At 36.1% G+C, this 25,141-nt stretch carries 23 protein-coding genes; 15 read left to right on the top strand and 8 right to left on the bottom strand.

All coding sequences use genetic code 11. The features are described 5' to 3' along the window. The first annotated feature begins 4 nt into the window (after window positions 1-4). The 5 genes from aroB to ACM6F9_RS08470 all read left to right on the top strand — a co-directional run bounded on the left by aroB (window position 5) and on the right by ACM6F9_RS08470 (window position 5,001). On the top strand, window positions 5-1,051 hold the full coding sequence (gene aroB / locus ACM6F9_RS08490; protein ID WP_414845308.1) for a 3-dehydroquinate synthase: 1,047 nt from the start codon (window positions 5-7) through the stop codon (window positions 1,049-1,051). Window positions 1,052-1,328: 277 nt separating this feature from the next. After that, the gene (locus ACM6F9_RS08485) at window positions 1,329-1,964 is read left to right on the top strand and encodes a porin family protein (RefSeq protein ID WP_414845307.1); all 636 of its coding nucleotides are present in this window, start codon (window positions 1,329-1,331) and stop codon (window positions 1,962-1,964) included. Window positions 1,965-2,162: 198 nt separating this feature from the next. Beyond that, the gene (locus tag ACM6F9_RS08480) at window positions 2,163-2,753 is read left to right on the top strand and encodes a porin family protein (protein ID WP_414845306.1); all 591 of its coding nucleotides are present in this window, start codon (window positions 2,163-2,165) and stop codon (window positions 2,751-2,753) included. A 456-nt stretch (window positions 2,754-3,209) separates the two neighbouring features. Continuing rightward, complete coding sequence (locus tag ACM6F9_RS08475) at window positions 3,210-3,917, top strand: porin family protein (protein ID WP_414845305.1); 708 nt, start codon at window positions 3,210-3,212, stop codon at window positions 3,915-3,917. A gap of 364 nt (window positions 3,918-4,281) precedes the next feature. Next, window positions 4,282-5,001 (top strand): porin family protein, encoded by a 720-nt coding sequence (locus tag ACM6F9_RS08470; protein WP_414845304.1) that lies wholly within the window; start codon window positions 4,282-4,284, stop codon window positions 4,999-5,001. 97 nt (window positions 5,002-5,098) lie between these two features. Here the strand turns inward: ACM6F9_RS08470 and ACM6F9_RS08465 are convergent, their stop codons facing one another. The 6 genes from ACM6F9_RS08465 to ACM6F9_RS08440 all read right to left on the bottom strand — a co-directional run bounded on the left by ACM6F9_RS08465 (window position 5,099) and on the right by ACM6F9_RS08440 (window position 12,224). Then, window positions 5,099-6,046, bottom strand: a complete 948-nt coding sequence (locus tag ACM6F9_RS08465; protein ID WP_414845303.1) for a glycerophosphodiester phosphodiesterase family protein — start codon at window positions 6,044-6,046, stop codon at window positions 5,099-5,101. Between the two features lie 142 nt (window positions 6,047-6,188). After that, on the bottom strand, window positions 6,189-7,688 hold the full coding sequence (purF, locus tag ACM6F9_RS08460; protein ID WP_414845302.1) for an amidophosphoribosyltransferase: 1,500 nt from the start codon (window positions 7,686-7,688) through the stop codon (window positions 6,189-6,191). A 133-nt stretch (window positions 7,689-7,821) separates the two neighbouring features. Beyond that, window positions 7,822-8,544, bottom strand: coding sequence for a phosphoribosylaminoimidazolesuccinocarboxamide synthase (gene purC / locus ACM6F9_RS08455; RefSeq protein ID WP_027372243.1), 723 nt, complete (start codon window positions 8,542-8,544; stop codon window positions 7,822-7,824). A gap of 36 nt (window positions 8,545-8,580) precedes the next feature. Next, window positions 8,581-9,276 carry a DUF3307 domain-containing protein gene (locus ACM6F9_RS08450; protein ID WP_414845301.1) on the bottom strand — a complete coding sequence of 232 codons (696 nt, stop codon included), beginning with the start codon at window positions 9,274-9,276 and terminating at the stop codon, window positions 8,581-8,583. Window positions 9,277-9,278: 2 nt separating this feature from the next. Continuing rightward, window positions 9,279-9,884, bottom strand: coding sequence for a SatD family protein (locus ACM6F9_RS08445; RefSeq protein WP_414845300.1), 606 nt, complete (start codon window positions 9,882-9,884; stop codon window positions 9,279-9,281). A 426-nt stretch (window positions 9,885-10,310) separates the two neighbouring features. After that, on the bottom strand, window positions 10,311-12,224 hold the full coding sequence (locus ACM6F9_RS08440) for an endonuclease (protein WP_414845299.1): 1,914 nt from the start codon (window positions 12,222-12,224) through the stop codon (window positions 10,311-10,313). 191 nt (window positions 12,225-12,415) lie between these two features. On the opposite strand from ACM6F9_RS08440, the gene ACM6F9_RS08435 reads away from it, so the two are divergent. The 10 genes from ACM6F9_RS08435 (at window position 12,416) to ACM6F9_RS08390 (ending at window position 23,329) form a co-directional block, all read left to right on the top strand. Beyond that, window positions 12,416-13,555 carry an acyl-CoA dehydrogenase family protein gene (locus ACM6F9_RS08435; protein WP_105702033.1) on the top strand — a complete coding sequence of 380 codons (1,140 nt, stop codon included), beginning with the start codon at window positions 12,416-12,418 and terminating at the stop codon, window positions 13,553-13,555. A 23-nt stretch (window positions 13,556-13,578) separates the two neighbouring features. Beyond that, entirely contained in the window at window positions 13,579-14,076 is a 498-nt protein-coding gene (locus ACM6F9_RS08430; RefSeq protein WP_414845298.1) for a DinB family protein, read from the top strand. A 204-nt stretch (window positions 14,077-14,280) separates the two neighbouring features. Then, the gene (locus tag ACM6F9_RS08425) at window positions 14,281-17,211 is read left to right on the top strand and encodes a reprolysin-like metallopeptidase (RefSeq protein WP_414845297.1); all 2,931 of its coding nucleotides are present in this window, start codon (window positions 14,281-14,283) and stop codon (window positions 17,209-17,211) included. Window positions 17,212-17,400: 189 nt separating this feature from the next. Then, window positions 17,401-19,629 (top strand): reprolysin-like metallopeptidase, encoded by a 2,229-nt coding sequence (locus tag ACM6F9_RS08420; protein WP_414845296.1) that lies wholly within the window; start codon window positions 17,401-17,403, stop codon window positions 19,627-19,629. 465 nt (window positions 19,630-20,094) lie between these two features. Beyond that, window positions 20,095-20,808, top strand: a complete 714-nt coding sequence (locus ACM6F9_RS08415; RefSeq protein ID WP_414845295.1) for a hypothetical protein — start codon at window positions 20,095-20,097, stop codon at window positions 20,806-20,808. Window positions 20,809-20,818: 10 nt separating this feature from the next. Continuing rightward, the gene (locus ACM6F9_RS08410) at window positions 20,819-21,229 is read left to right on the top strand and encodes a hypothetical protein (RefSeq protein WP_414845294.1); all 411 of its coding nucleotides are present in this window, start codon (window positions 20,819-20,821) and stop codon (window positions 21,227-21,229) included. Window positions 21,230-21,419: 190 nt separating this feature from the next. Next, window positions 21,420-21,887, top strand: coding sequence for a nucleoside triphosphate pyrophosphohydrolase family protein (locus tag ACM6F9_RS08405; protein WP_047374946.1), 468 nt, complete (start codon window positions 21,420-21,422; stop codon window positions 21,885-21,887). Window positions 21,888-21,890: 3 nt separating this feature from the next. Beyond that, on the top strand, window positions 21,891-22,454 hold the full coding sequence (locus ACM6F9_RS08400; protein WP_414845293.1) for a TlpA family protein disulfide reductase: 564 nt from the start codon (window positions 21,891-21,893) through the stop codon (window positions 22,452-22,454). Between the two features lie 3 nt (window positions 22,455-22,457). Then, window positions 22,458-23,063, top strand: a complete 606-nt coding sequence (locus ACM6F9_RS08395; RefSeq protein WP_414845292.1) for a DUF4230 domain-containing protein — start codon at window positions 22,458-22,460, stop codon at window positions 23,061-23,063. Between the two features lie 80 nt (window positions 23,064-23,143). Next, window positions 23,144-23,329: a hypothetical protein gene (locus ACM6F9_RS08390; protein ID WP_414845291.1), complete on the top strand. Its 186-nt coding sequence runs from the start codon at window positions 23,144-23,146 to the stop codon at window positions 23,327-23,329. Window positions 23,330-23,424: 95 nt separating this feature from the next. Here ACM6F9_RS08390 and leuB read toward each other — a convergent pair whose 3' ends face one another. Together leuB and leuD are read right to left on the bottom strand one after the other, a co-directional pair. Further along, on the bottom strand, window positions 23,425-24,549 hold the full coding sequence (gene leuB, locus ACM6F9_RS08385) for a 3-isopropylmalate dehydrogenase (RefSeq protein WP_414845290.1): 1,125 nt from the start codon (window positions 24,547-24,549) through the stop codon (window positions 23,425-23,427). After that, complete coding sequence (gene leuD, locus ACM6F9_RS08380; RefSeq protein ID WP_414845289.1) at window positions 24,530-25,138, bottom strand: 3-isopropylmalate dehydratase small subunit; 609 nt, start codon at window positions 25,136-25,138, stop codon at window positions 24,530-24,532. The genes leuB and leuD overlap by 20 nt, the downstream gene beginning before the upstream one ends. Window positions 25,139-25,141: the final 3 nt, after the last annotated feature.

The following is a 25,141-nucleotide window of genomic DNA, read 5'->3' as shown; positions in this document are numbered from 1 at the left end:
GAAGATGATAACAATATTAAACGATAATTTTTCTCAGCTTAATGAGTTTCTTCACGAAAAAACTTTCAGTAAAATTTTCATTCTGGTAGATGAAAACACTCATGAATACTGTCTTCCTATTCTTTTAGGAAATATGGAAACAGATCTTGGCTTTGAAATTTTGGAGATTGAAGCCGGAGAAGAAATGAAAAATATCCAAACTGCCAATCAGCTTTGGGAAATTCTTACAGAAATGCAGGCAGACAGAAAAGCACTGGTTATCAACCTTGGTGGCGGTGTGATTACTGATATGGGCGGATTTGTGGCATCTACTTATAAAAGAGGAATACAGTTTATCAACATTCCTACTACCCTTTTATCCATGTGTGATGCTTCAATAGGAGGAAAAACAGGCATTGATCTGATGCACTATAAAAATATGGTGGGTACTTTCGCTTTCCCGCAACAAATTTTCATTTTCCCTAAATTTTTAGAAACATTACCTTTTAAAGAATTAAGAAGCGGATTCGCAGAAATGCTGAAACACGGATTAATTGCTGATAAAAACCATTGGGATCAGCTGATTCAGATCCGCAAACTGGAAGTGGAAACTGTAATCCCTCATATTCAGACTTCTATGAATATTAAGCAAAATGTTGTAGATAAAGATTTTCACGAGCAGAATATCAGAAAAACCCTGAATTTCGGTCATACAATAGGCCATGCCGTAGAAAGTTTATGTTTGCAGCAAGGAAATCCTATACTTCACGGTGAAGCAGTGGCTATGGGAATGATTGCAGAAGCTCATCTTGCTTATCTTGAGAATCTTATTACTGAAGATGAGGCAAAAGTTATCATTGAAAATGTTCAGAGATATTATCCTTACCTTGATATCAGCGATTTTAAAGATGAAGATATCACAGCATTATTACTGAATGATAAAAAGAATACAGACAGTAAAATCAATTTCTCTCTGCTTTCCGGAGTTGGTTCTTGTACTTACGATCATCAATGCAGCCAGGAAAATATTCTTGAATCACTCTCTTTTTATAGAAAACTGAATGATGCTTAATCCCTTTTTGGAAAAATATATTCATTTTAAATAAGGTTTTTGACAAAATTGTCAATTTAGACCACATCTAAACAAATGTTTATTTAAAATCATAACAAACTGGTAATCAATTTATTATTTTAAAAATCACTTAAACACTAAGTGATTTTTTTATTGATTTTACTCTTAAAAAATATTTTTGGCAAGCAATTTGAAAGATACTCTGCGTTCAACTGAAAATGCTGAACAGTAGTAAAATTTAAAATTAAGAAAGAGTAAAATTAAAAAAATTAAAGTTATGAAAAAGTTAATTTTAGGATTAGCGTTAACTGCAGGAACATTCGCATTCGCTCAACAGACAGGAAACACATCTTCTAATCCGGTAACATTCGGGGTAAAAGGAGGAATGAACGTATCTTCACTTTCAAAAGACAGTGGTCTTGACGATCAGAAATCTAAAATAGGGTTCAACGCAGGTGTATTTGCTAACATTCCATTAGCAGCTTCATTCAGCGTTCAGCCAGAGGTACAATACTCTCAATATGGTAATAAATCAGATTATACTTTAGCAGGAACAAAATATTCCGCTTCTACTAAATTAGATTATATTACTGTACCTGTAATGTTCCAGTATAACCTGATCCCTAATCTTTATGTAGAAGCTGGTCCGGAATTCGGTTTCATGGTAAGTGCCAAAAACAAGTTCAAAAATGAATCCAACGGACAGTCTAATACGACAGATAACTTCAAAGACAATTTAAATACATTTAACTTTGGTATCGGTCTTGGTGCTGGATATTATTTCACTCCAAACTTAGGACTTACTGCAAGATATGTTGCAGGTTTAACAGATGTAGCGAAAAACAGACCTAGTGGATCTGATGCTACAAGAAACAACCTATTTCAGGTAGGTTTAGCTTATAAATTTAAATAAGCTTACACATTCACTAACAAATTTTATATTCAATAGAAAAGATCAGGTTAATTTTTTAATCTGGTCTTTTTTTATTAAAAATATTATCCCAGAAAAAGCCTACGAATAAGGAATCAGAAGTGATTTTTAACTTTGGCACGTCGTTTGATAACTAATCAAATGTTAAATAAAACTTAAAAACTATTAAAATATAAACTTATGAAAAAGTTAATTTTAGGCCTGGCTTTAGTAGCAGGTACTTTCAGTTTCGCTCAGAAGACTTCAACTTCAACTTCTACTGCTTCATCTTCTCCAGTTAGATTTGGATTAAAAGCAGGTCTTAATATCTCTAGTATTTCTAACCGTGATGCAAATTCAAAAGCTGGATTTTATGGTGGTGTTTTTGCTAATATTCCAGTAGCACAGGACTTCTCTGTACAGCCGGAAGTACTATATAGTGGTATGGGTGCTAAGGCTAAGGCAAACAGCAATGCAAAATTAAATACAGATTATATTGCAGTACCAGTAATGTTACAATACAACCTGATTCCTAACCTATATGTAGAAGCTGGTCCTCAATTTGGTTTCCTTATCAGTGCTAAAGGTAAAGCTAATGGTGCATCTTTAGATGTTAAAGATGACTTCAAAACTTTTGATTTCGGACTTGGTCTTGGAGCTGGATATTATTTCACACAAAATATTGGAGTGAATGTAAGATATACTGCAGGATTATCTGATATTGTTAAAAATAATAGAGGTGATGCTTCAAGAAACGGAGTATTCCAGGTTGGTTTAACTTATAAATTCTAAGAACATAGGAAGCTTTTAAAAGCAGCCTTTCTAATCAATACAAAGTCGGATTAAATTTAATCCGACTTTTTTATTTTAGAAATGTTTTTGGCAAGAAATTTGCCTATTGAGTAATGATTGTACTCTATTGCGGAAATTTCCAACTTATGGTTTCTGTTTTTACAATGAAATAGGTATTGATTCAATTGATAAATCAAATGAATGCAGTGCTAAAAATCTAACTATTACCATTATAAACTTTTTTAACAGAAACAGCATTGAGTTGGCTAACGTCTTACAGTGCAAAGCAAATACTAAAAGTGTTTTGCTCCATAATTAGATACATTTTGATTTCAATAGAAAAAGTCAGGTTTATTAGTTTAAGCCTGACTTTTTCGCTTTACAACATGATTTTTATCACTTCTCCCCTTTGTGGCAGATATTTTGCCGCGACAAAGAAAATTTAAAACTTTAATCATGAAAAAGATATTTTTGGGGTTTGCATTAGTCGGATCACTTGTAATGAACGCTCAGGAAAAAGAACAGCCAGTGTCTTCAAAATCGCCTGTCAGATTTGGTGTAAAAGCAGGATTCAATGCTTCTACACTTAGTAATAGCAACAGAGAATATGGGGATAATAATGAAAAAATAAAGCTTGGTTCTCATGTTGGAATATTTGTTAATATTCCCGTTGCAGAAAAGTTCAGTATACAGCCTGAGCTTCTTTTTAGCCAAATGGGTTCAAAAACAGAAGAAAAATATGTATATCCATCCGGCTTGGACGGCCATATGATAAGACAGGAATTCAGCTATACAACAAATTTGAATTACCTTACTCTTCCAGTGATGGTTCAGTATAATATTCTTCCTCAGCTTTATGTAGAAGCGGGACCAGAATTCGGGTATCTTTTAGGAGGAAAATCGAAAGGAGACCAAAAAACCGAAAATACGTTTGGAGGTACTACAACTGTTAGCAGTGGTAGCTTTTCGAATAAAATTCCAATGGAGCTTTACAAAAGATTTAATTTTGGCATTGGCATTGGTGCAGGGTATTATTTTACCCAAAATTTTGGAGTAACCGCAAGATTTACTGCCGGTATCACGGATCTTTTTAAGAACAATGATTATAACAACAAAGTAAGAAATAATGCTCTTCAAATTGGAGTAGCTTATAAATTTAAATAGAGATATTTATTATTTTCAAAATGAATGCCGGGCTTTAAAGAGTCCGGTATTTTTATTTCTGATCTTAAAAAGATTCCGGATGACTCATAATTTTATTAAAATACTTTAGCTTTTTTATTTTTTTTATCATTTTAATGATTGACAATAATACTTTTTTAGTATTAAACTTTTTTTACAAAATATTGACTATGGCATCCTATTTATTCATTAAAAAGGGAAAAATATTGAGAAAAACCTTTCTCAAAACCGCCCGCAAAGCTCTTTAAATAAGCATTTTTCGACTTTGGCAAGCAATTTGCAAAATACTTGGAGTCTGATTGAGAAATCATTCGGCACACAAATAGTAAAATTAAAAAATAAAATTATGAAGAAGTTATTTTTAGGAATAGCATTAACTGCTGGTACACTAGCTTTTGCTCAAGAAACAGAAACAAAGACAGAAACTAAAACAGTAAATGCATCACCTCTAAAAAAAGATGTTCAACCTATTAGATTCGGTATTAAAGCAGGAGGTAACTCAGCTTATTTCAGTGAGCAGAAATTCGGAATCAATAGCCAGCAAATAGGTTTCCACGCAGGTGCATTCGTTAATATTCCACTTTCAAAACAATTCAGCTTCCAGCCAGAGGTTTTGTATAACCAAATGGGAGCGAAAGATGTATTCTCTTCTACGGAAACGGACAATGGAGTTACGAATGTAAAGACTAAAGTAGAAGGCAGAGTAAAAATGAATTATATTTCAGTTCCATTAATGGTTCAAATGAGACCTATTGACAAGTTTTATATTGAAGCAGGACCTGAATTCAGTTATTTCATCAATGGAAAAACTAAAGCAGAAACAAGTGTAGCAAGTACTACAGGAGGTGTTACTACCACTACTACAAGCTCAAATACTGAAGATATCAACAAAGATGATATCAACAGATTCAACTTTGGATTAGGTCTTGGTTTAGGATATGACATCACTCCAAATATTGGTATCAGTGCAAGATATGTAAACAGCTTGACAAAAATTGAAAAGAGCAGACCTGCCGCTGAAAACAACAACAGAGTGTTTCAGTTAGGACTGAACTATAAATTCTAATCAGAAGAACCAATTTTTTAACCGAAGTGCATTAACCTGCACGCATAAAATAGCCGGAAGAGTTTCTTCCGGCTATTTATTTATATCATATTAATTGTTATTCAAATATTCTCGGATCATCACTGATCACTCCGTCTATTCCCATCTCTTTTAATTCTTTTAATCTTTCTTTGGTATTCACAGTCCATGGGATTACTTTCATGCCTAATGTATGGCATTCCTTGACTAATTCGGGTGTAACAAGATTATGTTCCGGGCTGTAAATGGTTGGGGTAAAGCTTAGGAATTTCATATCTCCAGCTACTCCATTCAGATGATTGGGATACATCTTGAATTTTTCTGCAGGAATATTTCTAAAATAAGTCTGCTGCTGAGCCAGTTTTTTATCATCTACCTTTTCAACAAGTAAAGCGGTCATAATTTTAGGATATTCTTTGTGAAGAATTTCCAGTGTTCGAGGATCAAAAGACTGGATAATGACTCTGTCCTGAATCTTTTTTTCGATAATGATCTTCATCATCAGATCCACAAATTCTTTCGGTTCCGGATGAAATATATGATCGGAAAAAGGACGGGTTTTCGTTTCTATATTATAAAAAGGCAGTGGTCTCTTTAATTCTTTGGCATACGCTTCACATACATCTATTACGTCTGAAAAGAGGGGTTTCTGAACCTTCATTTTCTTTTGATCAGGATAGTTATTCAATTTCTTTAAGCCTACATCAAATGTTTTAATCTTTGCGTAAGACATTTCGTAAATTTTATAATAAAACCCTGAGTCTTTTGGAATATAAGTTCCATCCGGCTTTGTGACCAATTCCGGGGAAAGAAAAGCATCGTGGGAAAGAATAACTTTTTTGTCTTTCGTAATAGCAAGATCCATTTCCAGGGTGTTAACATTCATTTTCAGAGCATTTTTCATTGCCGGAATGGTATTTTCCGGGTAAAGAGACTTTCCTCCGCGATGTGCCTCGTTATCAAAAGTCTGTGAAGAATAAAGTTGGGAAAATACCAAAAATAGACCCGCGAAAAATACATGTTTCATATCCTGACGTTTTAATCCAACAAAATTAAAGCTCCATTATATATTGTATACTACAGGAATATTAAGCTTTTGCTACATTTATACAACAAAATAGCCGGATTATAAACCCGGCTATTTATTTTTTATGAATTCAATAAAGAGATTAGTTGAATAAATCTACCTCCTCTCCTTTTCCTACAGGATATTCTTCTGTAAAGCATCCGAAACAGTGATTAGCTGATCCTAAAATGTCTTTCAGGTTGTCTATGCTTAAAAATTCTAAGGAATCTACTCCCAGATAGTTTTTAAGTTCTTCTGTTGTCATATTGGCGGAAATCAGATCATCTTTAGACGGAGTATCAATTCCCAGATAACACGGAGCGATAATGGGTGGAGAAACACTTCTGAAGTGGATTTCTTTTACGCCTGCATCTTTTAGAATTTTAACCAGTCTTTTGGATGTGGTTCCACGAACGATAGAGTCATCAATGATCACTACTTTCTTATCTTTCATCTCAGAGATGATCGGGTTCAGCTTAAGGTTCACTACCCTTTCTCTCATTTCCTGTGTAGGAACGATGAAACTTCTTCCGATATACCTGTTTTTGATCAAAACAGGACGGAAAGGTATTCCGGAAGCCTTCGAGAAACCAATAGCAGCAGGAACTCCGGAATCCGGAACTCCAATCACCAGGTCGGCTTCTACAGGAGCTTGTTCCCAGATTTTCTCACCAGATTTTTCTCTGATCTCATATACATTGATATTTTCTAATGTAGAGTCAGGTCTTGCAAAATAAATGTATTCAAAAGAACAGATTCTCTGCTTTCCTTTCGCTTCATCCATCATATAAGAATGAAGTTTTCCAGGTTCGTTTTCATTGGTATAAATGATCTCACCAGGAAGAATATCACGTACATATTGAGCTCCTACAGCATCCAGTGCTACAGATTCTGAAGCTACTACATAAGATTTCTCATCAATAGCTCCTAACACCAATGGGCGGATTCCGTTGAAATCTCTGAATGCAAAGAATTTATTTCTGGTCATCCCAACTACGGAATAAGCTCCTTCGATCTTTTCCATAGTTGCTTTGATAGCACCACGAAGACCTAAATCAAGGTTTTTCTGGATCAGTCTCAGGATCACTTCAGAATCGGAAGTCGCTCTGAAAACTACACCTTCAGCCTCTAATTCTTCTTTTAATACTTTTGCATTGGTAAGGTTACCGTTATGCGCTATAGAAAGTATAATCTGGTCATATTCGTTTTTCGCGAAAAATGGCTGGAAGTTATATTTCTTTTTATCTCCTGCAGTGGTATAACGGGTATGCCCAATTGCAGAATTTCCCATAAAAGTTTCAGGTTCCTGAATGTCTTTATAAACATCTAAAACCAGTCCTTCGTCTTTCATGTTTGTGATTCTTCCATCTTTTAAAACGGAAATACCACAAGCTTCCTGACCTCTGTGCTGTAATGCAAAAAGCCCGAACTGTGAAAGCGAGAAGGTATCCAGATCATTGTCCGAATATAATCCGAAGATCCCACACTCTTCATTAGGAGCATCCAGTCTTTCCTCTTCCTGAGTTCTGAAAAGATTTCTTCCGTAAGTCTGGGTTTCAAACTGTTTTAAATATTCACTTTTATGAATGTCTAAACTTTTCATTTCTATTTTTTCTAATTGTAGATCTTAGAAGTCAGATTTCAGATCTCAGATTAAAGCCTACTTCAAATTTTAATTTTGTTTGAATTAACAAAGTATTTTCAGTGCCAACATCTGGAATCTGTTATCTGAAATCTTATTTCTGTAAAAGATTTTTAAGACGGTTGTAGATTTCAACATAAGCTTCAGTAACTTCTCCTAAGTCTCTTCTGAATCTGTCTTTATCTAATTTCTTCATGGTATCTTTATCCCAAAGTCTGCAAGTATCAGGAGAGATTTCGTCTGCTAAGATGATTTCACCGTCTGAAGTTTTACCTAATTCGATTTTGAAATCTACCAGGATGATATTGATTTTGTCAAACAAATCGATAAGGATTTCGTTGATATCTGAAGTAAGCTCATACATTTCGTCAAGCTCTTCATAAGTAGCTGCACCTAAGAAAACTGCGTGGTGATCATTGATAAGTGGATCTCCCAACTCATCTTTTTTGTAGCAGATATCAAAGATGGTTACCGGAGATTTGATTCCTTCTTCCACTCCTAATCTTTGTGCCATACTTCCTGCAGAGTAGTTTCTTACTACCATTTCCAAAGGAATGATAGATACTTTTCTTACCAACTGCTCTCTTTCGTCCAATTGTTTGATGAAATGAGTTTTGATTCCTTTTTCATTTAAGTATTCAAAAATAAGGGTTGTGATCGCATTGTTCATTTCTCCCTTCAGGTCAACCTGACCTTTCTTTTGAGCGTTAAATGCTGTAGCATCGTCTTTGAAACGTACTACTACTTCATCAGGATTATCGGTAGCAAATACCTGTTTTGCTTTCCCCTCATACAACATTTCTTTCTTTTGACTCATAATTTTACTTTCTAAATTGTAGTTAGATTTATTGATTTATTTTATAATTATTCCTGTTAAGACAGCCAGTCCAAAACTCAGCAGTGTACCTATTAATACATATTCTGTAAGTTTTCTCTGTTTTGCCTGTGCAAGGTCGCTGAACCTGAAAACAGATTTTGCAGCTACCATGAAACCTACGCCTTCCCAGTGATTCATCATAATAAAAGTGAAAACCAGCAGACGTTCTAAAATTCCGATATATTTTCCGGCACTTGATAAAGATTCGGTTTGAATAGTATTGGGGCCATCCGGAGCGGGTGTCCATGATGACAATAAGATTTTGATAAAAATAGAAGCTGGTGTTGTCAGAAACAATGCTGCCATGATTATCTTTAAAAATTCCTGATTCTGTAAAAATCCGAAGCTGAATTCCTGGAAATAAAAAGAAACTCCGGCAATCACCAGAACATGCAGCAGCTGATCAATGAAAAACCATCTTTTTTTAGTCTTTACCTTCTGAAAGGTAAGCTTTGCTGCATCAATAATGAAGTGGCTGATACCCACAAGAACAGCTACCCACCAAAGTTGAAGATCCCAAAGGAAAATAAGGCTTAAAGCAGTGTGAATCAGAATATGAAAGTATAAAAACTTACTTTTTAGTTTATAGTTTTCCTTATCTGCAACCCATGAATCTGGCTGAAGTATAAAATCTCCAAGTAGATGTGCCAATATGAGTTTGATGAAGATCATGCCTATAGTTCTGAGATTTTCTTTCTGAAATACTGATTGGTCTCCACGATGAGCTCATAGTTGGCTCGCTTCAGTCTCTGGCTTACAGAAGACTGTGAAATAGCAAATCTCTTAGCAAGATCTTCCTGTGTGATATCCTGATTCATGATCATTTCATGAATAATCTCTGCCGTAGCCATGGTCCAGTTATCAAAATCTTTGGACGACCATTTCAACAGGATATTAAGATCTCTGTCCACAGGGTCACTCGATGTCTTGATAGCCACAGTATGGCCGTCATTTTTAATATCATTAAGCAGTCTTCCGGAATTAACATAGGCTGTACCATTAGATTCTGTGATTTTCTCAGAAGAGAAACTTTCTTCACCGATACCTATGGCCATTCTTACATCTAAATTTTCCTGACTTTTAATAAGAGATTTTATGGCTAGAAAACGCCAGAAAACGTCATCAATTTTGCATTTGAACTGAAACTCATCTCCCCTGTAGATTTCCCATGTGCCAGGAGCACTTCCCCATTTTTCGAGAAGATGTTTAAGTCTGGTAATCCAAACTTCAGTATCCGCATGCTGTGAATTTATAATATCACCGGTAATGACCGCTATCATACTGCAAATATAAGCATAATTACTTATATATAAAAGATATAAGCAGAAACACTTATAGATATTGATTATTAGCCAATCAGCTTATATCAATTATGTAGTAAACATAAGGTTTTTAAGGCTTTAACAAAAATCATAAATTATAAAAAAGTGGAAAATTGACAAATATTCTGTCATTACATTTACATTAACTCCACGTTTTTCTCTTTATTTTTAGTAGAGAAGCTATTCCTGCTATCCGCTCATACTCCTCGCTCCATCGCTTTCATCCTGAGCGCAGCCGAAGGACCCAACTCCTGCTGTGGGGTAACCGCTGCTATCAGGGCTAGAACAGTCATAGTGAGCAAGACAACCTCAATTATATGTAACACCTAAAAAAATAACCTTGACAGGTTTGTCAAGGTTAATATTTGTTTTTCTTTAATAATATTACTTTTTAATAAACTGATGCGCCTTCTCATCAAGCTTTAAGAAATACATACCCGTCGGAATTCCCTGTACCGAAATACCCTTCTTATATCTGAAAGGATCCTTCTCTGTATAGATTACTTTTCCGGAAAGATCTATGATCTGGGCTGTTTTTACTTTCTCTGTTTCTCCGTTTACATAAAGATTATCATACACCGGATTTGGATAGATGGTAAATTCATTATTAACAGTAATCAATTCCGCAGTAGACAATGTGCCACCCAGATTCTGACAGTAGTTGGAAGGATAAGAATCCCATTCTCCTAAACTGAATGTACTCGTTGGCTGATTGATAGTACTCTTTCTATATAAAGATACATTTCCGTTACTATTGGTTGTAAATTTTGTTCCGATAGCATCTACAGTCACAGTCTTGTTGTAAGCAAGTTCAACGTAATTCCCACCTGCATACATCATAGGATCAGAAGCTGTTGCAAATTTTGCCTGTCCAGCGGTATAACAAGACAAAGTACCTTTTGGATTCAAAATAACAAAAGTTTCATTATTTCCCACTTTACCCTCCAGTTCATAGGTATCTCCACTATAATAAGCTCCTGAACTGTTATTTCTGAACTGAATATTGATTCTGTAGTTATTTAAATTAACCTCGTGTCCTGTTTTATTAACGATTTCCAGCGCGTTATTCTTAATAAAATCTGTATTGGTTCCTGATATATATTTGTTAATCATAAGATCCGGCGCATAAGAATCCGAAGCAATAGTGGAAACTGTAGCAGTATTACTGAACGGAGATTCCAGATATCCTTTATCAAAAGCTTTTATGGTAAAAGTATAAGATGTAGACGGACTCAGGTGATCAATACTTATAGAAGTTCCCTTTGTAACAGCAACAGGTGTTGTTGAGCCATTCATATAAATCCTGTATCCTAATACATCAGCATCAGGAGAAGCTGTCCAGCTCAAATTAACGAAATAAGCATTCTGCTGTGTTGAAACCAGTGACCCTGGAGCTGCAGGAGCCACACTGTCCGGAGTTTCAGACCAGATCATATCAATCCATTCAGGATGATCAATAAATGGATTTCTGTTTTTTTGTATGGTATAGACCGCATTGTTCCTGTCAATTTCTCTTTGCGAAACAGGGTCTGCATTGCTCCATTGCTTCAGCATAGCAATATAAGGAAGATCAACAGCTCTTTCTTCAGTTCCATCAAGGGGACACTGGTCCGTAGCAGGGGTTATGGTTGATGATGTACTATAAGCTGTATTAAACGAGCCTAGTTTCCCTTCATATCTTACCGCAAAATATAATAAAGTCCTTGCAATATCACCTTTAAACTCATTAATAGGTTCATACACCCTTCCGGTATAAGGATAATTGGGAATGGCAGCATTAGACATCCTTGAAGTGTTGCTGAAAATATAATGGTTCGTGCTGTTTCCTATTCCGTAAGGATAATTATTCCTTAGTTGGTTAATCCTCGCATCCGCCGGAATAATAAAATTCAGATCCGAATACATTGGGTAATCACTGATTGACGAACTTGTACTGAAGGTACTCTGTGGCATCATATGCTCCCTGTTGTAGCCCAGTCCTTCAGCGCCTGCTGTACCTGTCATCTGATCTACTATATATTCATAAGCATCCGGCCCTGAAGGGATTTCAGAATAAATATCCAAAAGATACTGGGTATTGGAGGCATCGTGGTCATAATATTTGTCAAGATCAGTCTGGCCATAATATCCCTTAAGGTCGTCATAATGCCAGTTGATCATTTTCTCCGAAATAATATCGTGAAGTTTCGATTTCAGGGCATAACCCGTCAACCCAGCTGTTCCGTTATAATATCCGGCAGGTGCCTGCGCAGAAAAATAAGAGGAAATTAAAATAAGAGGAAATAGAATTTTTTTCATGCCTTAAAAATTGGGGGACTAAAATAGTGAAATAAAAAATGTAAAAGACTGAAAGTTTTATTAAGAAAGTATTAATTCTCGAAATATAAAAAATTGAAAATTAAACAAATCACCCTTTAAATAGTACGAATAAAATAATTTGTTTTAGCATTCCGTCAATTTGGTTATCTTTGGGAACTAACTATTATTATATGAATACAGAGACTATTGACAACATCAAAATGATAGCGGAGACAGCTAGAGAATTTGCAGAAAAGAACATCAGACCAAACATTATGGAATGGGATGAAAGCCAGACTTTTCCAAAAGACTTATTCCACCAGTTAGGTGAAATGGGTTTTATGGGAATTGTGGTTCCTGAACAATATGGAGGTTCCGGCTTAGGGTATCATGAGTATGTTACTATTCTGGATGAAATTTCTCAGGTTGATCCATCTATTGGTCTTTCTGTAGCAGCACACAACTCTCTTTGCACCAACCATATCTACGAATTCGGAAATGAAGAGCAGAGACACAAATGGCTTCCTCAGCTGGCTTCCGGAAAAGTAATCGGAGCTTGGGGGCTTACAGAACACAATACTGGTTCAGATTCAGGAGGTATGTCTACTACTGCTGTAAAAGATGGTGATGAATGGATCATCAACGGAGCTAAAAACTTTATTACTCACGCTATCTCAGGAGATATTGCCGTAGTAATGACAAGAACAGGAGAAATAGGTGCTAAGAATAACTCTACAGCCTTTGTTTTAGAAAAAGGAATGCCTGGATTCTCTTCAGGAAAAAAAGAAAATAAATTAGGAATGCGTGCTTCCGAAACTGCAGAACTTATCTTTGATAATGTACGTGTACCGGATTCTCACCGTTTAGGAGAAGTAGGAGAAGGTTTCAAGCAAGCTATGAAAGTATTGGACGGAGGTAGAATTTCTATCGCTGCCCTAAGCTTAGGTACTGCAAGAGGAGCTTACAAAGCAGCTTTGAAATATGCAAAAGAAAGACATCAGTTTGGAAAACCTATTTCAGATTTCCAGGCTATCAACTTTATGTTAGCAGATATGGCAACAGAAATTGATGCTGCTGAACTTCTTATCCAAAGAGCTTCTACATTGAAAAACGCAAAACAGAAAATGACAAAAGAAGGAGCTATGGCTAAACTTTATGCTTCTGAAGCTTGTGTAAGAATTTCCAACAATGCAGTTCAGATCTTCGGAGGATACGGTTATACAAAAGACTTCCCTGCTGAAAAGTTCTATAGAGACTCTAAGCTTTGTACAATCGGTGAAGGTACTTCTGAAATCCAGAGATTGGTAATCGGAAGAGATATTACAAAATAACCTTAATTTTAAAACACATACAAATGATTAAACAAGCCTTATTAGGTGAATTTCTGCATGAAGCAGAAAACACAAGAAAAATTTTAAAAGCAATTCCCGACAGTGCCTTAAACTGGAAACCGTCTGAAAAAAACTGGACAACAGGCCAATTGGCTTCTCATATTGCAGAAGTATATAACTGGTATGAATCCACCTTCAATCAGGATGTTTTTGATATGGGTACTTATCAGTATGACAAAGGAGATATATCCAAAGCAGAAAATATCGTTGCCAAGTTTGAAGAAAATGTGGCAAAAGCTCAGAAAGTTCTTGAAAACTCTGACGAAAATGCTTATTTTAATGAATGGAAAATGGAAATGGACGGTAATGTACTTTTCCCTCCTATGCCAAAAGTTCAGGTGGTAAGAGCTTTTCTTTACAATCACCTGTACCATCACAGAGGGGAACTGGTTGTTTATTTAAGAGCAACCGGAAATAAAGTTCCCGGACTTTATGGCCCTACTGCTGATGATAATATGTAATAGAATAAATATTATATCAAACCATAAGAATGACATATACTTCGGTATGTGTCATTTTTCTTTTAATAAAAGGCTTTTTCAATTATATTTAATGCATCGCATAATACACTGAACACATATTCTAAAATAATCTTAAAAAATTTTGTTTTTCGTAACATATTTTTTATTAGCTTTGATATTCCACAATCAAATTTAATATTTAATATGAAAAAACAATTAACGCTGATTGGAATGCTCCTGATTTCGGGTATTTCTTTCGCACAGACTGACCGTCTTTGGTCTGAAGGTTCCAGAAAAACTTCATCAGAGATTTTTGAAAACAAAACCGGCATCAGCAATCCAAAGGTATACAACCTGGATATCAACGGATTGAAAAATGTCCTGGCAAAAGCTCCCAAAAGACTGGCTGCAGGCGAAAAATCAGAACTCATCATTTCTTTTCCGAATTCTGAAGGCAGAATGGAAAATTTTAAAGTGAGGGAGAATTCCAATTTTGCCCCTGAGTTGGCAGCAAAATATCCGGATATCAAATCCTATGTAGGACAAGGTCTGGATGATCCTAATTCCACAGTCTACTTCAGTGTTTCTCCACTAGGACTGTCATCTATGGAAATTTACGGTGATAAATCTGCAGTTTTCATCGAGCCCTACGCTAAAGATCTTTCTTCTTATGTAGTGTACAGAAAATCCGACAAAAAAGATGATCTTAACAAGTTTGAATGTACAGTAGTAGACGCTGCACAGAAAGGAGTTTCCAACTCTGCTCTTGCTGCAAGACCTAACGCTGATGACGCTAAATTAAGAACATTCAGACTGGCATTATCTTGTACCGGAGAATACACCACTTATTTCGGAGGTACAAAAGCTCAGGCTTTAGCTGCAATGAATACCACAATGACTCGTGTAAACGGTGTTTTTGAAAAAGATTTCGCAGCAAGAATGGTTTTGATCGCCAACAATGATGCTGTTATCTACACCAATGCTTCTACAGACCCTTATTCCGCAGCTTCAGGAATGAGCAGCTGGAATTCTCAATTACAAAGTACTTTAACTTCTGTAATTGGTGAAGCTAATTATGACATCGGACACCTGTTCGGAGCTTCAGGAGGTGGCGGAAATGCAGGATGTATAGGCTGTATCTGTACCAACGGATCCAAAGGAAGCGGATATACTTCTCCGGCAGACGCTATTCCATCAGGAGATAATTTCGACATCGACTATGTGGCTCACGAAATGGGACACCAGTTCGGTGGAAATCACACTTTCTCTATGAACAATGAAGGAACCGGCGCCAATATGGAACCTGGATCAGGATCAACCATTATGGGATACGCAGGAATTACCAGCCAGGACATCCAGCCTCACTCTGATGCATTCTTCCACGCGATTAGCATTCAGCAGATCACAAATAATATTAAAGCTAAAACCTGCTCTGTAAACACCAACACAGGAAATTCAATTCCTACAGCCAGTGCAGGCTTAGACTACACCATTCCAAAAGGAACTCCATTTGTTCTGACTGGTACCGGAACAGACGCTGACGGAGATTCTTTAACCTACATCTGGGAGCAAATGGACAACGCTTCTTCTTCTCAGACAGGAGCAAGCTCAGCAGCTAGCGCAACTAAAGCTTCTGGACCTAACTTCAGATCATGGACTCCTACCACTGCTCCTGTAAGATATTTCCCAAGAATGGCTTCTGTTTTAACAGGTGCAACCACTACAGCTGGTTCTGAAATTACAGTAGAAGCGCTTTCTTCAGTGGCAAGAACATTAAACTTCAGATTTACCGTTCGTGATAACAAAGCAGGAGGCTCAGGAAACAATTCCGACGATGCAGTAATTACCGTTAATGGAACTGCCGGGCCATTCAATATAACTTCTCAGAATTCAACAACAACATACGCAGGAGGAAGCTCTCAAACCGTTACATGGAACGTAGCAGGAACTACTGCAAATGGTGTAAACGCTGCAAATGTAGACATCCTTTGGTCAACAGACAGCGGAAATACATGGACTACTCTATTAGCAGGAACTCCAAATGACGGTTCACAAGCTGTTACCATTCCAAATTCTACTACCACCACAGGAAGAATTATGGTAAAAGGATCGAATCACATTTTCTTTGATGTTAACAATGCCAACATCTCTGTAAATGCTGGTTCAGGAACTCCTGATACAGTGGCCCCAACAGCTCCTACCCTTGCTGCTTCAGGAACTACTGCTACAACAACAAATCTTTCATGGTCTGGTGCTACAGACAATGTAGGAGTTACCGGATACGATGTATATCAGGGAGCTTCATTAATTGGTTCTACAGCTTCTACTACTTATACTGTAACCGGACTTTCTCCAGCAACTACGTATACTTTCTCTGTTAAAGCAAAAGATGCGGCAGGAAATGCTTCTGTTTCCAGCAATACAGTAAGTGTTACTACTCTTTCAGGAGGAACTGTTTCCTACTGTTCTTCTTCAGCATCCAATACCGCTGATGAAAGAATAGGAAACGTAACATTCGGTTCTATTAATAATACCTCTACAGGAACTGCAGGTTATGAAAACTTCACTTCAGTTTCTACTAATGTTACAAGAGGAAGCGCTTACACAATTTCCATTACTCCGGTTTGGACTTCTACAAAATACAGCGAAGCATATGCTGTTTATATTGATTACAACGGAGACGGAGACTTTACAGACAGCGGAGAGCTAGCATGGACAAAAGCGGGTTCTACAACCAGCCCGGTTACCGGATCTATCACAATCCCATCTACAGCAACTGTTGGGTCTACAAGAATGAGAGTAATGATGAAGTATAGTTCAATCCCTACTTCTTCATGTGAAGCATTTACTTACGGACAGGTCGAAGATTATACCCTTAACATTGTTTCTTCAGGAAAAGGAGATCTTCAGAATACGAAAGACCTGATCACAGATGTGAAGCTTTATCCAAACCCAGTGAGAGATCAACTTTTCATTTCAAATACGACATCAGAAGATTATAAGATCTTCGATATGGGTGGAAAACTAATTGACTCAGGAAAACTTCAAAGAGGTTCTGTGAACGTAAGCAATCTTGTAAAAGGGGCTTATATGATTCAAATCGGAGAATCAGCTAAGAGGTTCATTAAAAATTAGTAACTAATAGACTTTTTAAAATTAAACGATGTGAAAACCTGTTCTACATAGAACAGGTTTTTTGTTTTATGTAATTTTATGAAATATTTTTCATCAAATTCAATATTTAAGGGGAGTACTGACAAAAAACATGTAAATAACATCTCTATTCAGGGATTTTTTTATTATTTTTGACGAAAATACATTTGCGTGAAAAAACAATTATTGATGACGGGAATGCTCGCATTGTCGGGTATTCTATTCGCACAGACAGATCGTTTATGGACCTCCGGTTCTTCAAAAATATCCTCTCCGATTTTAGAAAACATGTCACGTTTTGAAAATCCACAGCTTTATCACCTGAATATAAGCGGATTAAAAAATGTATTGATGAAAGCTCCTAAAAGGTCAACAGGGAAATCTGAAACAATTATCTCTTTCCCCAATTCAGCCGGGAAAATGGAAAATTTCAAGATAACAGAAAATTCTAATTTTGAACCTGAGCTGGATGCTAAATATCCAGATATCAAGTCTTATATTGGTGTAGGCGTGGAAGATCCTGCATCAAAGGTTTATTTCAGCATTTCTTCCCTGGGACTTTCTTCTATGGAAATTTATGGCGACAAATCTGCCGTTTTTATCCAACCATATACTAAAGATCTTTCCACCTATATCATCTACAAAAAATCCGACAGCAAAGACAATCTGAATAAACTCGAATGTAAAGTTTTAGATATAGCCCCAAAAGGAAATCTCAACGACATATCGAATAAAAATGCAGATGATGCTATATTAAGAACGTTCAAACTTGCTCTTTCATGTACAGGAGAATACACCTCTTATTTTGGAGGGACAAAAGCTCAAGCTTTGGCAGCTATGAACAATACAATGACCCGCGTAAACGGCATTTTTGAAAATGATTTTGCAGCAAGAATGATACTGATCGCCAATAATGACGATCTTATATATACCGATGCATCCACAGATCCTTACTCTCCATCTTCACAAATGAAGAATTGGAATCTGGAGCTCATGAACAATTTAAACACTTCTATCGGAAATAATAATTTTGATATAGGCCACCTTTTCGGAAGAGATGGCGGCGGCGGTAATGCAGGTTGTATCGGATGTATTTGTGACAATAATATGTCTACTTATCAAGATCAGGGCATAACCTATCCAAGCAGCTATAAAGGAAGCGGATACACTTCACCAGCAAACGGTATTCCTTCCGGAGATACTTTTGATATTGATTTTGTAGCTCATGAAATGGGACATCAGTTCGGCGGAAATCACACATCTTCTTATCGCGTTGAAGCGGGGCTAAAACCTGTAGAACCAGGTTCAGGATCAACCATTATGGGATATGCCGGTGTTACCAATTATGATGTTCAAACTAACTCTGATCCGTTTTTTCATGCTCTAAATATTGAACAAATTACTGATAATATCAAAACAAAAACCTGTTCCCTTAATACTCTTACAGGAAATTCTATTCCTACAGCAAATGCAGGCCTAGATTATATTATTCCCAAAAGCACTCCTTTCATGCTTACCGGATCCGGAACTGATGCAGACGGAGATCCACTCACCTATATCTGGGAACAAATGGACAAAGGAACTTCTTCTGAAACAGGAGCTGATTCTGCAGCAAAAGAAACAAAAATTCCAGGACCTACATTCAGATCATGGACTCCTTCAAGTTCTCCTGTAAGATATTTTCCAATAATGTCTTCTATTTTAGCAGGCTCTCTTAAGACAACAGGAAAGGAAATAGATGTTGAAGCTCTTCCCGCTGTTGCCAGAACTTTAAATTTCAGACTCACTGTTCGCGACAATAAAGCCGGAGGTGGTGGAAATAATTCGGATGACACCAAGATCACTGTTAATTCAGCAGCAGGGCCATTTGTCATAACATCGCAAAACACAGCCGTTTCCTACGTAAAAGGGAGCTCACAAATAGTGACATGGGATGTAGCAGGCACCACAGCCAACGGAGTGAATACTGCTAACGTAGATATCCTATGGTCAACAGATAATGGAATTACATGGACCACGTTATTAACAGCAACTCCTAATGATGGGTCGGAAACCATTACAATCCCTGATACTTTAACCAATTCTGGTAGAATAATGATTAAAGGAAGCAATCATATTTTCTTTGATATCAATAATGCCAATATTTCTGTAAAAACTTCTGACGATAAATCTACAGACAGCAATTCATCATCCACAGAAATCAAGCTATATCCGAATCCTGTAAAAGACATCCTTACCCTTACCAACACCAGCAATGAAGAATATAAAATCTATGACATGGCCGGAAGACTTGCCAGTGCAGGAAATCTGGAAAGCGGAACAGTGAATGTCAATAAACTAACCAATGGCACCTATGTAATCCAGGTTGGAGGATTTGCAAAACAATTCATTAAAAAGTAACAAGAATATAATTCAATCAGAAAGCTGCTCATTAGGGCAGCTTTTTTTATTCAAAAAAAAATAAAAAATATAAATTCAAACACGTTTATTATTTGATTAAATTTTACAATAATGTTTTATTTAAAACAAAATAACTAATATTCAAGTTTTTTAATTTAAATTTATCACATAGCAATATTTCATTGTGCCGTTTACCCAGATTGTATTTAAGGGAGCTCCAAGCCGTTTTTTGACGTCTGATGAAGCTGCTTCTTTTGCCCTTATCTTGACATGAATTGATAATTTCAGCAATTTACTGTCAGAAAAGTGCATGATTACACCTGATTCCAATCCTGAAAACGCTCTTTTTTAGCCTGGAAAACGGTAAAAATATTTCACTTAAGAATTTTGTAAAGAAAATGATGTTTCAAAAAAGGTAACCCCTCTAATACCTCAATAATTTTAAAATAATTTAAAATTTTTTATATGAAACATTTATTTAAGTACTTCTTTTTTTTAACAATTACTACGCTCTCGGTAGCCTGTAGCTCAGACAATGAGGATGTAATAGACATTAATCCCGACGTTACCTCTGTATTCTACAAAACGGCAGATGAATTGGCTGCAACTTATGACAGTAACAATTCGGTAAGCCAGGCCATCAGAAATCAAGCTTACGATCTGTACAGAAGAGGTAAATGGAGTGAACTGGAATCGCTTTTTAAGGCTAATAATTTAAATGGTGGATGGCCGCCTGCAAACGGAGGCTACAATATTGTTGACGATGTTCCATTACAGGTTGGACAGAAGTTTGACCGATATAGCGGAGCTGTTGGCAGCTATAACGGAACGGGCGTTCCTACTTTGGGCGGAAGCTTTACAAGTCCGATCATCAACGGATATGTGTATACTTTCACACAAAGAGCTCTAAACCAAGCAGAAGACAAATATGATTTCTATTACGAAATTGATGTATTGAATAATTCCATGCAGTTTAAAACCCAGACAGCAGATATTATTCCTTGGTTTAGCCAGGCAGGAAAAGGGAAACAAACCATGTGGAAAATCCCTCTCGATATCAACACTGGATATCAGAAAACATGGAATAAGCTGGCAGAAGAAGGTTATATAAAAATCACCATTAAGAAAAGTCCAAGCGGAAAATATCCTAACTTAGTAGGCACAGTTATTCAGCCATAAATTAACCCAGATGCATTCAATATCAGAAAAAATAAAAATTACAGGAAAAGCTTCTGTTGAAAAAAGTACTTTTATCAATGATGAAGCTCTTCCATCTGCAACAACAACTTTCACTTGCTGTGATTGCGGTCACAAAAACACATTTGAAATAGCTCCCTATTCATCTGGATTCCCTATCCTTCAACTGTATCATGAAGATAAAGTGATATCCAAAGATGAATTGTTACAACACAGAATCGCCAACGGAACCTCTCAGAGCATGTTTCATTTCGGAGAATTGACCGTTAATAATATGCCCACTTTGTATTTTGGAACAGATTGTTCTTCTTGTCATTCAAAATATCTTTGTGTATTCAGCTACGGTGAAAAACAACCAGGGTTGATGATATTGAGTATTTCAGGGATCTGGAAATATGAGTAGTTACAATAATTGAATAGAATTAAAATATTTCAAACTAAAACCACAATTTTTATAGTTGTGGTTTTATTGATTTTTGCAGATTAAATTTTGTTTTGAAAAATTTTCCATCAATTCTTTATTCACACATTTAGTCTTGTACATTTCACATTTTACAAATCCTTTTCTATCTTTGTGGGAAATAAAAAAATTCATGGATAAAATTGATAGTTTGAACCAAGTAGCAGAATTCCATACTACTTTCAAAGCCCCTATTTTAGATACACCACAAATTCCTTCTCCTGAAAGATGTAACCTGAGAGTGGAACTTTTACAGGAAGAATTAAACGAACTGAAACAAGCCATTGCAGATAACAATATTGTAGAAATTGCTGACGCATTGTGTGATCTTCAGTATGTTTTGAGTGGTGCTGTTCTGGAATTCGGACTTGGCAGCAAATTTGTAGAGCTATTCAACGAAGTTCAACGCTCCAATATGTCGAAAGCATGTGATAATGAAGAACAGGCAAAGGAAACTGTTGAATTCTACAAAGAGAAGGAAGTAGAATCTTTTTATGAAAAGTCTGGAGAAAAATTCAATGTTTACAGACAGGCGGATCATAAAGTATTAAAAAACAAATACTACTCTCCTGCTGATTTAAAATCAATTATCGAAAAATAAAATATGAAAAAATTTATTACCAATATTGTTGCATTTTCAAGCTTATTTTTAGCTACACAACAGCTTAGCGCTCAAAAAGTAGTGGTTAACCGTGAGGTTGATACTCAGAAAGATGGGAAAATGCTTCTAGGAAACCAACTGAAAGAGCAGTTTTTGAAAGCTCCTTATGCAGATTGGTATGTAAAAGAACATGATGAATATGCTATTGACGAAAAAGCAGTCAGCGAATTAAGAAAAGGTAAAATAGGCACTTATGAAGTTGTTGTTTTCTTGGGAACATGGTGTGAGGACAGCCACAGAGATTTTCCAAGGCTGATGAAAATACTGGAAGCTGCCAACTATCCTGAAAACAAATTAAATATTATAGCGGTAAACCGTAAGAAAGAATCTCCTACAGGAGACGAAAGTCTTTATAATATTCAGAAAGTTCCTACCATTATCCTGAAAAGATACGGAAAAGAGGTTGGCAGAATCATAGAAATGCCCACTACAGGATATATTGAAAGAGATTTAGTTCAAATTCTTAAAAAGAACGATTCATCTGTCATCAAAGAAATTTTTAAATAGATTTTGAGAAATTATAGAACCATATTATCCTTTGCTGCAGGTGCCGGAGCCATGGTGCTTCTGTTTTTTGGCCTGAAATCCTGTCTTAACCTTGGAAATAAAACTGAAAAGTCGGATTATTACATTCTGACCAATCAGATTTCCAAGATGAATAAGATGGTGGTCATGGAGCAGAATACTTCCAGTATGCAGAAAACCAAAATGGGTTATGAAGTTTTTGGGAAAGAAATTTCCAGCAACAGCATTATTACCTATACCAAGACTAATGCGCAGGTTTCTTATGACCTTAACAAAATGAAGATTGAAGTAGATTCCATCAATAAAAAATTGATCATTACTGAGCTTCCTGATGCTGAAATAAGAATTACACCGAGTGTTGAAATTCAATCTTTGGATGATTCTTTTATTAACAGAATTTCGGAAAAAGATATTAAAAATGTCACTCAGAAAGCTAAAGAAACAGCAGAAAAATCAATTGATCAGAATCAATTGAGAACAGAAGGTCGTAAACAGCTGATGGAAAATCTGAATAATGTTTTCGTTTTGGCCAAGGCTTTAAATTATGAAATAGAGGATAAAACCGGAAAAATTGGTATCTTAGGTCTTTAAGAAGAATAAAGCTTTACCCGTTTCCCATTTTGGCAAACACTTTGAATGATATTATGATATAATATTGAAAATTTAAAGTCATGGATAAAAAAGGAAACACCCACAAGAAAGAATCTGCTAATGCAGCAGAGACCCAAAAGCAGAATCAGGATTTCCAGAACATTCCTGCAGCGTCAAAAAAGACAAACCCACCTGATATTGATAAGGAAGACATTCAAAAAGCTTCAAAAAACAAATCGGGAAAAACAGATAATACAAAAAAATAAATGAGCTCTCAAGGCTTTATTTGATAACAAAAAACGAAAAGTTCCGTCTCATACGAGGCGGAACTTTTCTTTCTAACTATCTAAATGAACTTTTTTTATACGATGGTTGATTTTCCGATCTTAATATTTTCAAAATTGTAATATGATTTTTCGGAATATCTGATATGGTCAGCAATAAAGCTTCCCACTTCACTTGTTGAGTAATATTGTTTGGTATTAAGATCAATGGTAACATACTTGTTTTCAATAGCATGTTCCACAGATTGTCTCAATTTATCAGCTGCAACCTTTAAATTAAGATGATCCAGCATCATCGCCACACTTAAAATAGAAGCAATGGGATTAGCAATTCCTTTTCCTTTTGCCTGTGGATAAGACCCATGAATAGGCTCAAATAAAGCATTCTTCTCTCCCACCGACGCAGATGGCAGCAATCCGATAGAACCTCCGATCACACTTGCTTCATCTGAAATAATATCTCCAAACATATTTTCAGTCAAAATAACATCAAAATGCTTAGGATTAAGAATAAGCTGCATGGCCGCATTGTCTACAAACATATAATCAAGCTGTACATCAGGATATTCAGGAGCTATTTCCTGACACGTTTTTCTCCACAATCTTGAGGTATCCAAAACATTGGCTTTATCGATAAGCGTAAGTTTTTTCTTTCTTTTCTGAGCTTCCTGAAATGCCATATGAGCAATCGGAATAATATCTTCACGACTGTATTTGCAGACATCATAAGCATAAGCTCCTTCGGGATCTGTAAATTTTTCACCAAAATAAATTCCACTTACCAGTTCTCTGAAAATCTGGATATCTGCTCCTTCAATAATTTCTCTTTTCAAAGGACTTTTATCAATCAGAGATGCATATGTTTTCAAAGGACGGATATTGGCAAACAGTCCCAGTTCTTTACGAAGTTTCAATAAACCCTGTTCAGGTCTTACTTTTGCTTCCGGATTGTTATCAAAAACCGGATCACCAATAGCTCCGAAAAGCACAGCATCAGATTCTTTACAGATCTTTAAAGTTTCTTCAGGCAAAGGATTTCCTGTTTTAAAAATAGCTTCTGCACCAATTAATCCATAATCAAAATGGAATTTGCATTGAAAAGCTTCAGCAATAACATCTAATATTTTAATGCTTTCACTGATGATTTCCGGGCCAATCCCATCTCCGGGAAGAACCGCGATTTTAAAATAACTGTCGCTCATTTGCTTTTTGTGTTTTTAATTCAAATTCTGTGATCGTCTGCTTTCTGCTTATTAAAAAATCAATATCGTCATAGCCGTTTAGCAGGCATATTTTTTTGTAAGAATCAATTTCAAAGGTTTCCGTGGTATCTTTGAAGCTGATTGATTGTAATTCTACATCAATGGCAATTTCATTGTCAGGATTTTCGTTGATTCCTTCTAAAATTTCTTTTAAAAATTCTTCGGAAACCTTTACAGGAAGAAGTCCATTATTCAGGGCATTTCCTTTGAAAATATCAGCGAAATAGCTGGAAACAATCACTTTAAAACCATAATCTGTCAAAGACCAGGCTGCATGTTCACGACTGCTACCACAACCGAAGTTATTTCCTGCCACCAGAATCTCACCATCAAATTTAGGATTGTTTAAAACAAAGTCAGGATTTGGCTCTCCTGTATGCATATTGAATCTCCAGTCTCTAAACAGATTTTCTCCAAAACCTTTTCGGTCTATACTTTTCAGGAATCTTGCCGGAATAATCTGGTCTGTATCTATATTTTCTGCCGGCAATGGAACTGCGCGGGATTTTAAAACAACTAATTTTTGCATGTA

The organism is Chryseobacterium sp. IT-36CA2, assembly GCF_949767875.1.
GTDB lineage: Bacteria > Bacteroidota > Bacteroidia > Flavobacteriales > Weeksellaceae > Chryseobacterium.
The sequence above is the reverse complement of the archived record's forward strand: the minus strand, read 5'-3'. Positions and strand labels throughout refer to the sequence as shown.

Bases quoted from the DNA above. Each gene is read 5' to 3' on its own strand.
- ACM6F9_RS08470 (WP_414845304.1), top strand. From the start codon at position 4,282: ATGAAGAAGTTATTTTTAGGAATAGCATTAACTGCTGGTACACTAGCT.
- ACM6F9_RS08435 (WP_105702033.1), top strand. From the start codon at position 12,416: ATGAATACAGAGACTATTGACAACATCAAAATGATAGCGGAGACAGCT.
- ACM6F9_RS08425 (WP_414845297.1), top strand. From the start codon at position 14,281: ATGAAAAAACAATTAACGCTGATTGGAATGCTCCTGATTTCGGGTATT.
- ACM6F9_RS08475 (WP_414845305.1), top strand. From the start codon at position 3,210: ATGAAAAAGATATTTTTGGGGTTTGCATTAGTCGGATCACTTGTAATG.
- ACM6F9_RS08440 (WP_414845299.1), bottom strand. From the start codon at position 12,224: ATGAAAAAAATTCTATTTCCTCTTATTTTAATTTCCTCTTATTTTTCT.
- ACM6F9_RS08450 (WP_414845301.1), bottom strand. From the start codon at position 9,276: ATGATCTTCATCAAACTCATATTGGCACATCTACTTGGAGATTTTATA.
- ACM6F9_RS08400 (WP_414845293.1), top strand. From the start codon at position 21,891: ATGAAAAAATTTATTACCAATATTGTTGCATTTTCAAGCTTATTTTTA.
- leuD (WP_414845289.1), bottom strand. From the start codon at position 25,138: ATGCAAAAATTAGTTGTTTTAAAATCCCGCGCAGTTCCATTGCCGGCA.
- ACM6F9_RS08465 (WP_414845303.1), bottom strand. From the start codon at position 6,046: ATGAAACATGTATTTTTCGCGGGTCTATTTTTGGTATTTTCCCAACTT.
- ACM6F9_RS08480 (WP_414845306.1), top strand. From the start codon at position 2,163: ATGAAAAAGTTAATTTTAGGCCTGGCTTTAGTAGCAGGTACTTTCAGT.
- ACM6F9_RS08430 (WP_414845298.1), top strand. From the start codon at position 13,579: ATGATTAAACAAGCCTTATTAGGTGAATTTCTGCATGAAGCAGAAAAC.
- ACM6F9_RS08445 (WP_414845300.1), bottom strand. From the start codon at position 9,884: ATGATAGCGGTCATTACCGGTGATATTATAAATTCACAGCATGCGGAT.
- aroB (WP_414845308.1), top strand. From the start codon at position 5: ATGATAACAATATTAAACGATAATTTTTCTCAGCTTAATGAGTTTCTT.
- ACM6F9_RS08415 (WP_414845295.1), top strand. From the start codon at position 20,095: ATGAAACATTTATTTAAGTACTTCTTTTTTTTAACAATTACTACGCTC.
- ACM6F9_RS08405 (WP_047374946.1), top strand. From the start codon at position 21,420: ATGGATAAAATTGATAGTTTGAACCAAGTAGCAGAATTCCATACTACT.
- ACM6F9_RS08485 (WP_414845307.1), top strand. From the start codon at position 1,329: ATGAAAAAGTTAATTTTAGGATTAGCGTTAACTGCAGGAACATTCGCA.
- purF (WP_414845302.1), bottom strand. From the start codon at position 7,688: ATGAAAAGTTTAGACATTCATAAAAGTGAATATTTAAAACAGTTTGAA.
- ACM6F9_RS08410 (WP_414845294.1), top strand. From the start codon at position 20,819: ATGCATTCAATATCAGAAAAAATAAAAATTACAGGAAAAGCTTCTGTT.
- leuB (WP_414845290.1), bottom strand. From the start codon at position 24,549: ATGAGCGACAGTTATTTTAAAATCGCGGTTCTTCCCGGAGATGGGATT.
- purC (WP_027372243.1), bottom strand. From the start codon at position 8,544: ATGAGTCAAAAGAAAGAAATGTTGTATGAGGGGAAAGCAAAACAGGTA.
- ACM6F9_RS08390 (WP_414845291.1), top strand. From the start codon at position 23,144: ATGGATAAAAAAGGAAACACCCACAAGAAAGAATCTGCTAATGCAGCA.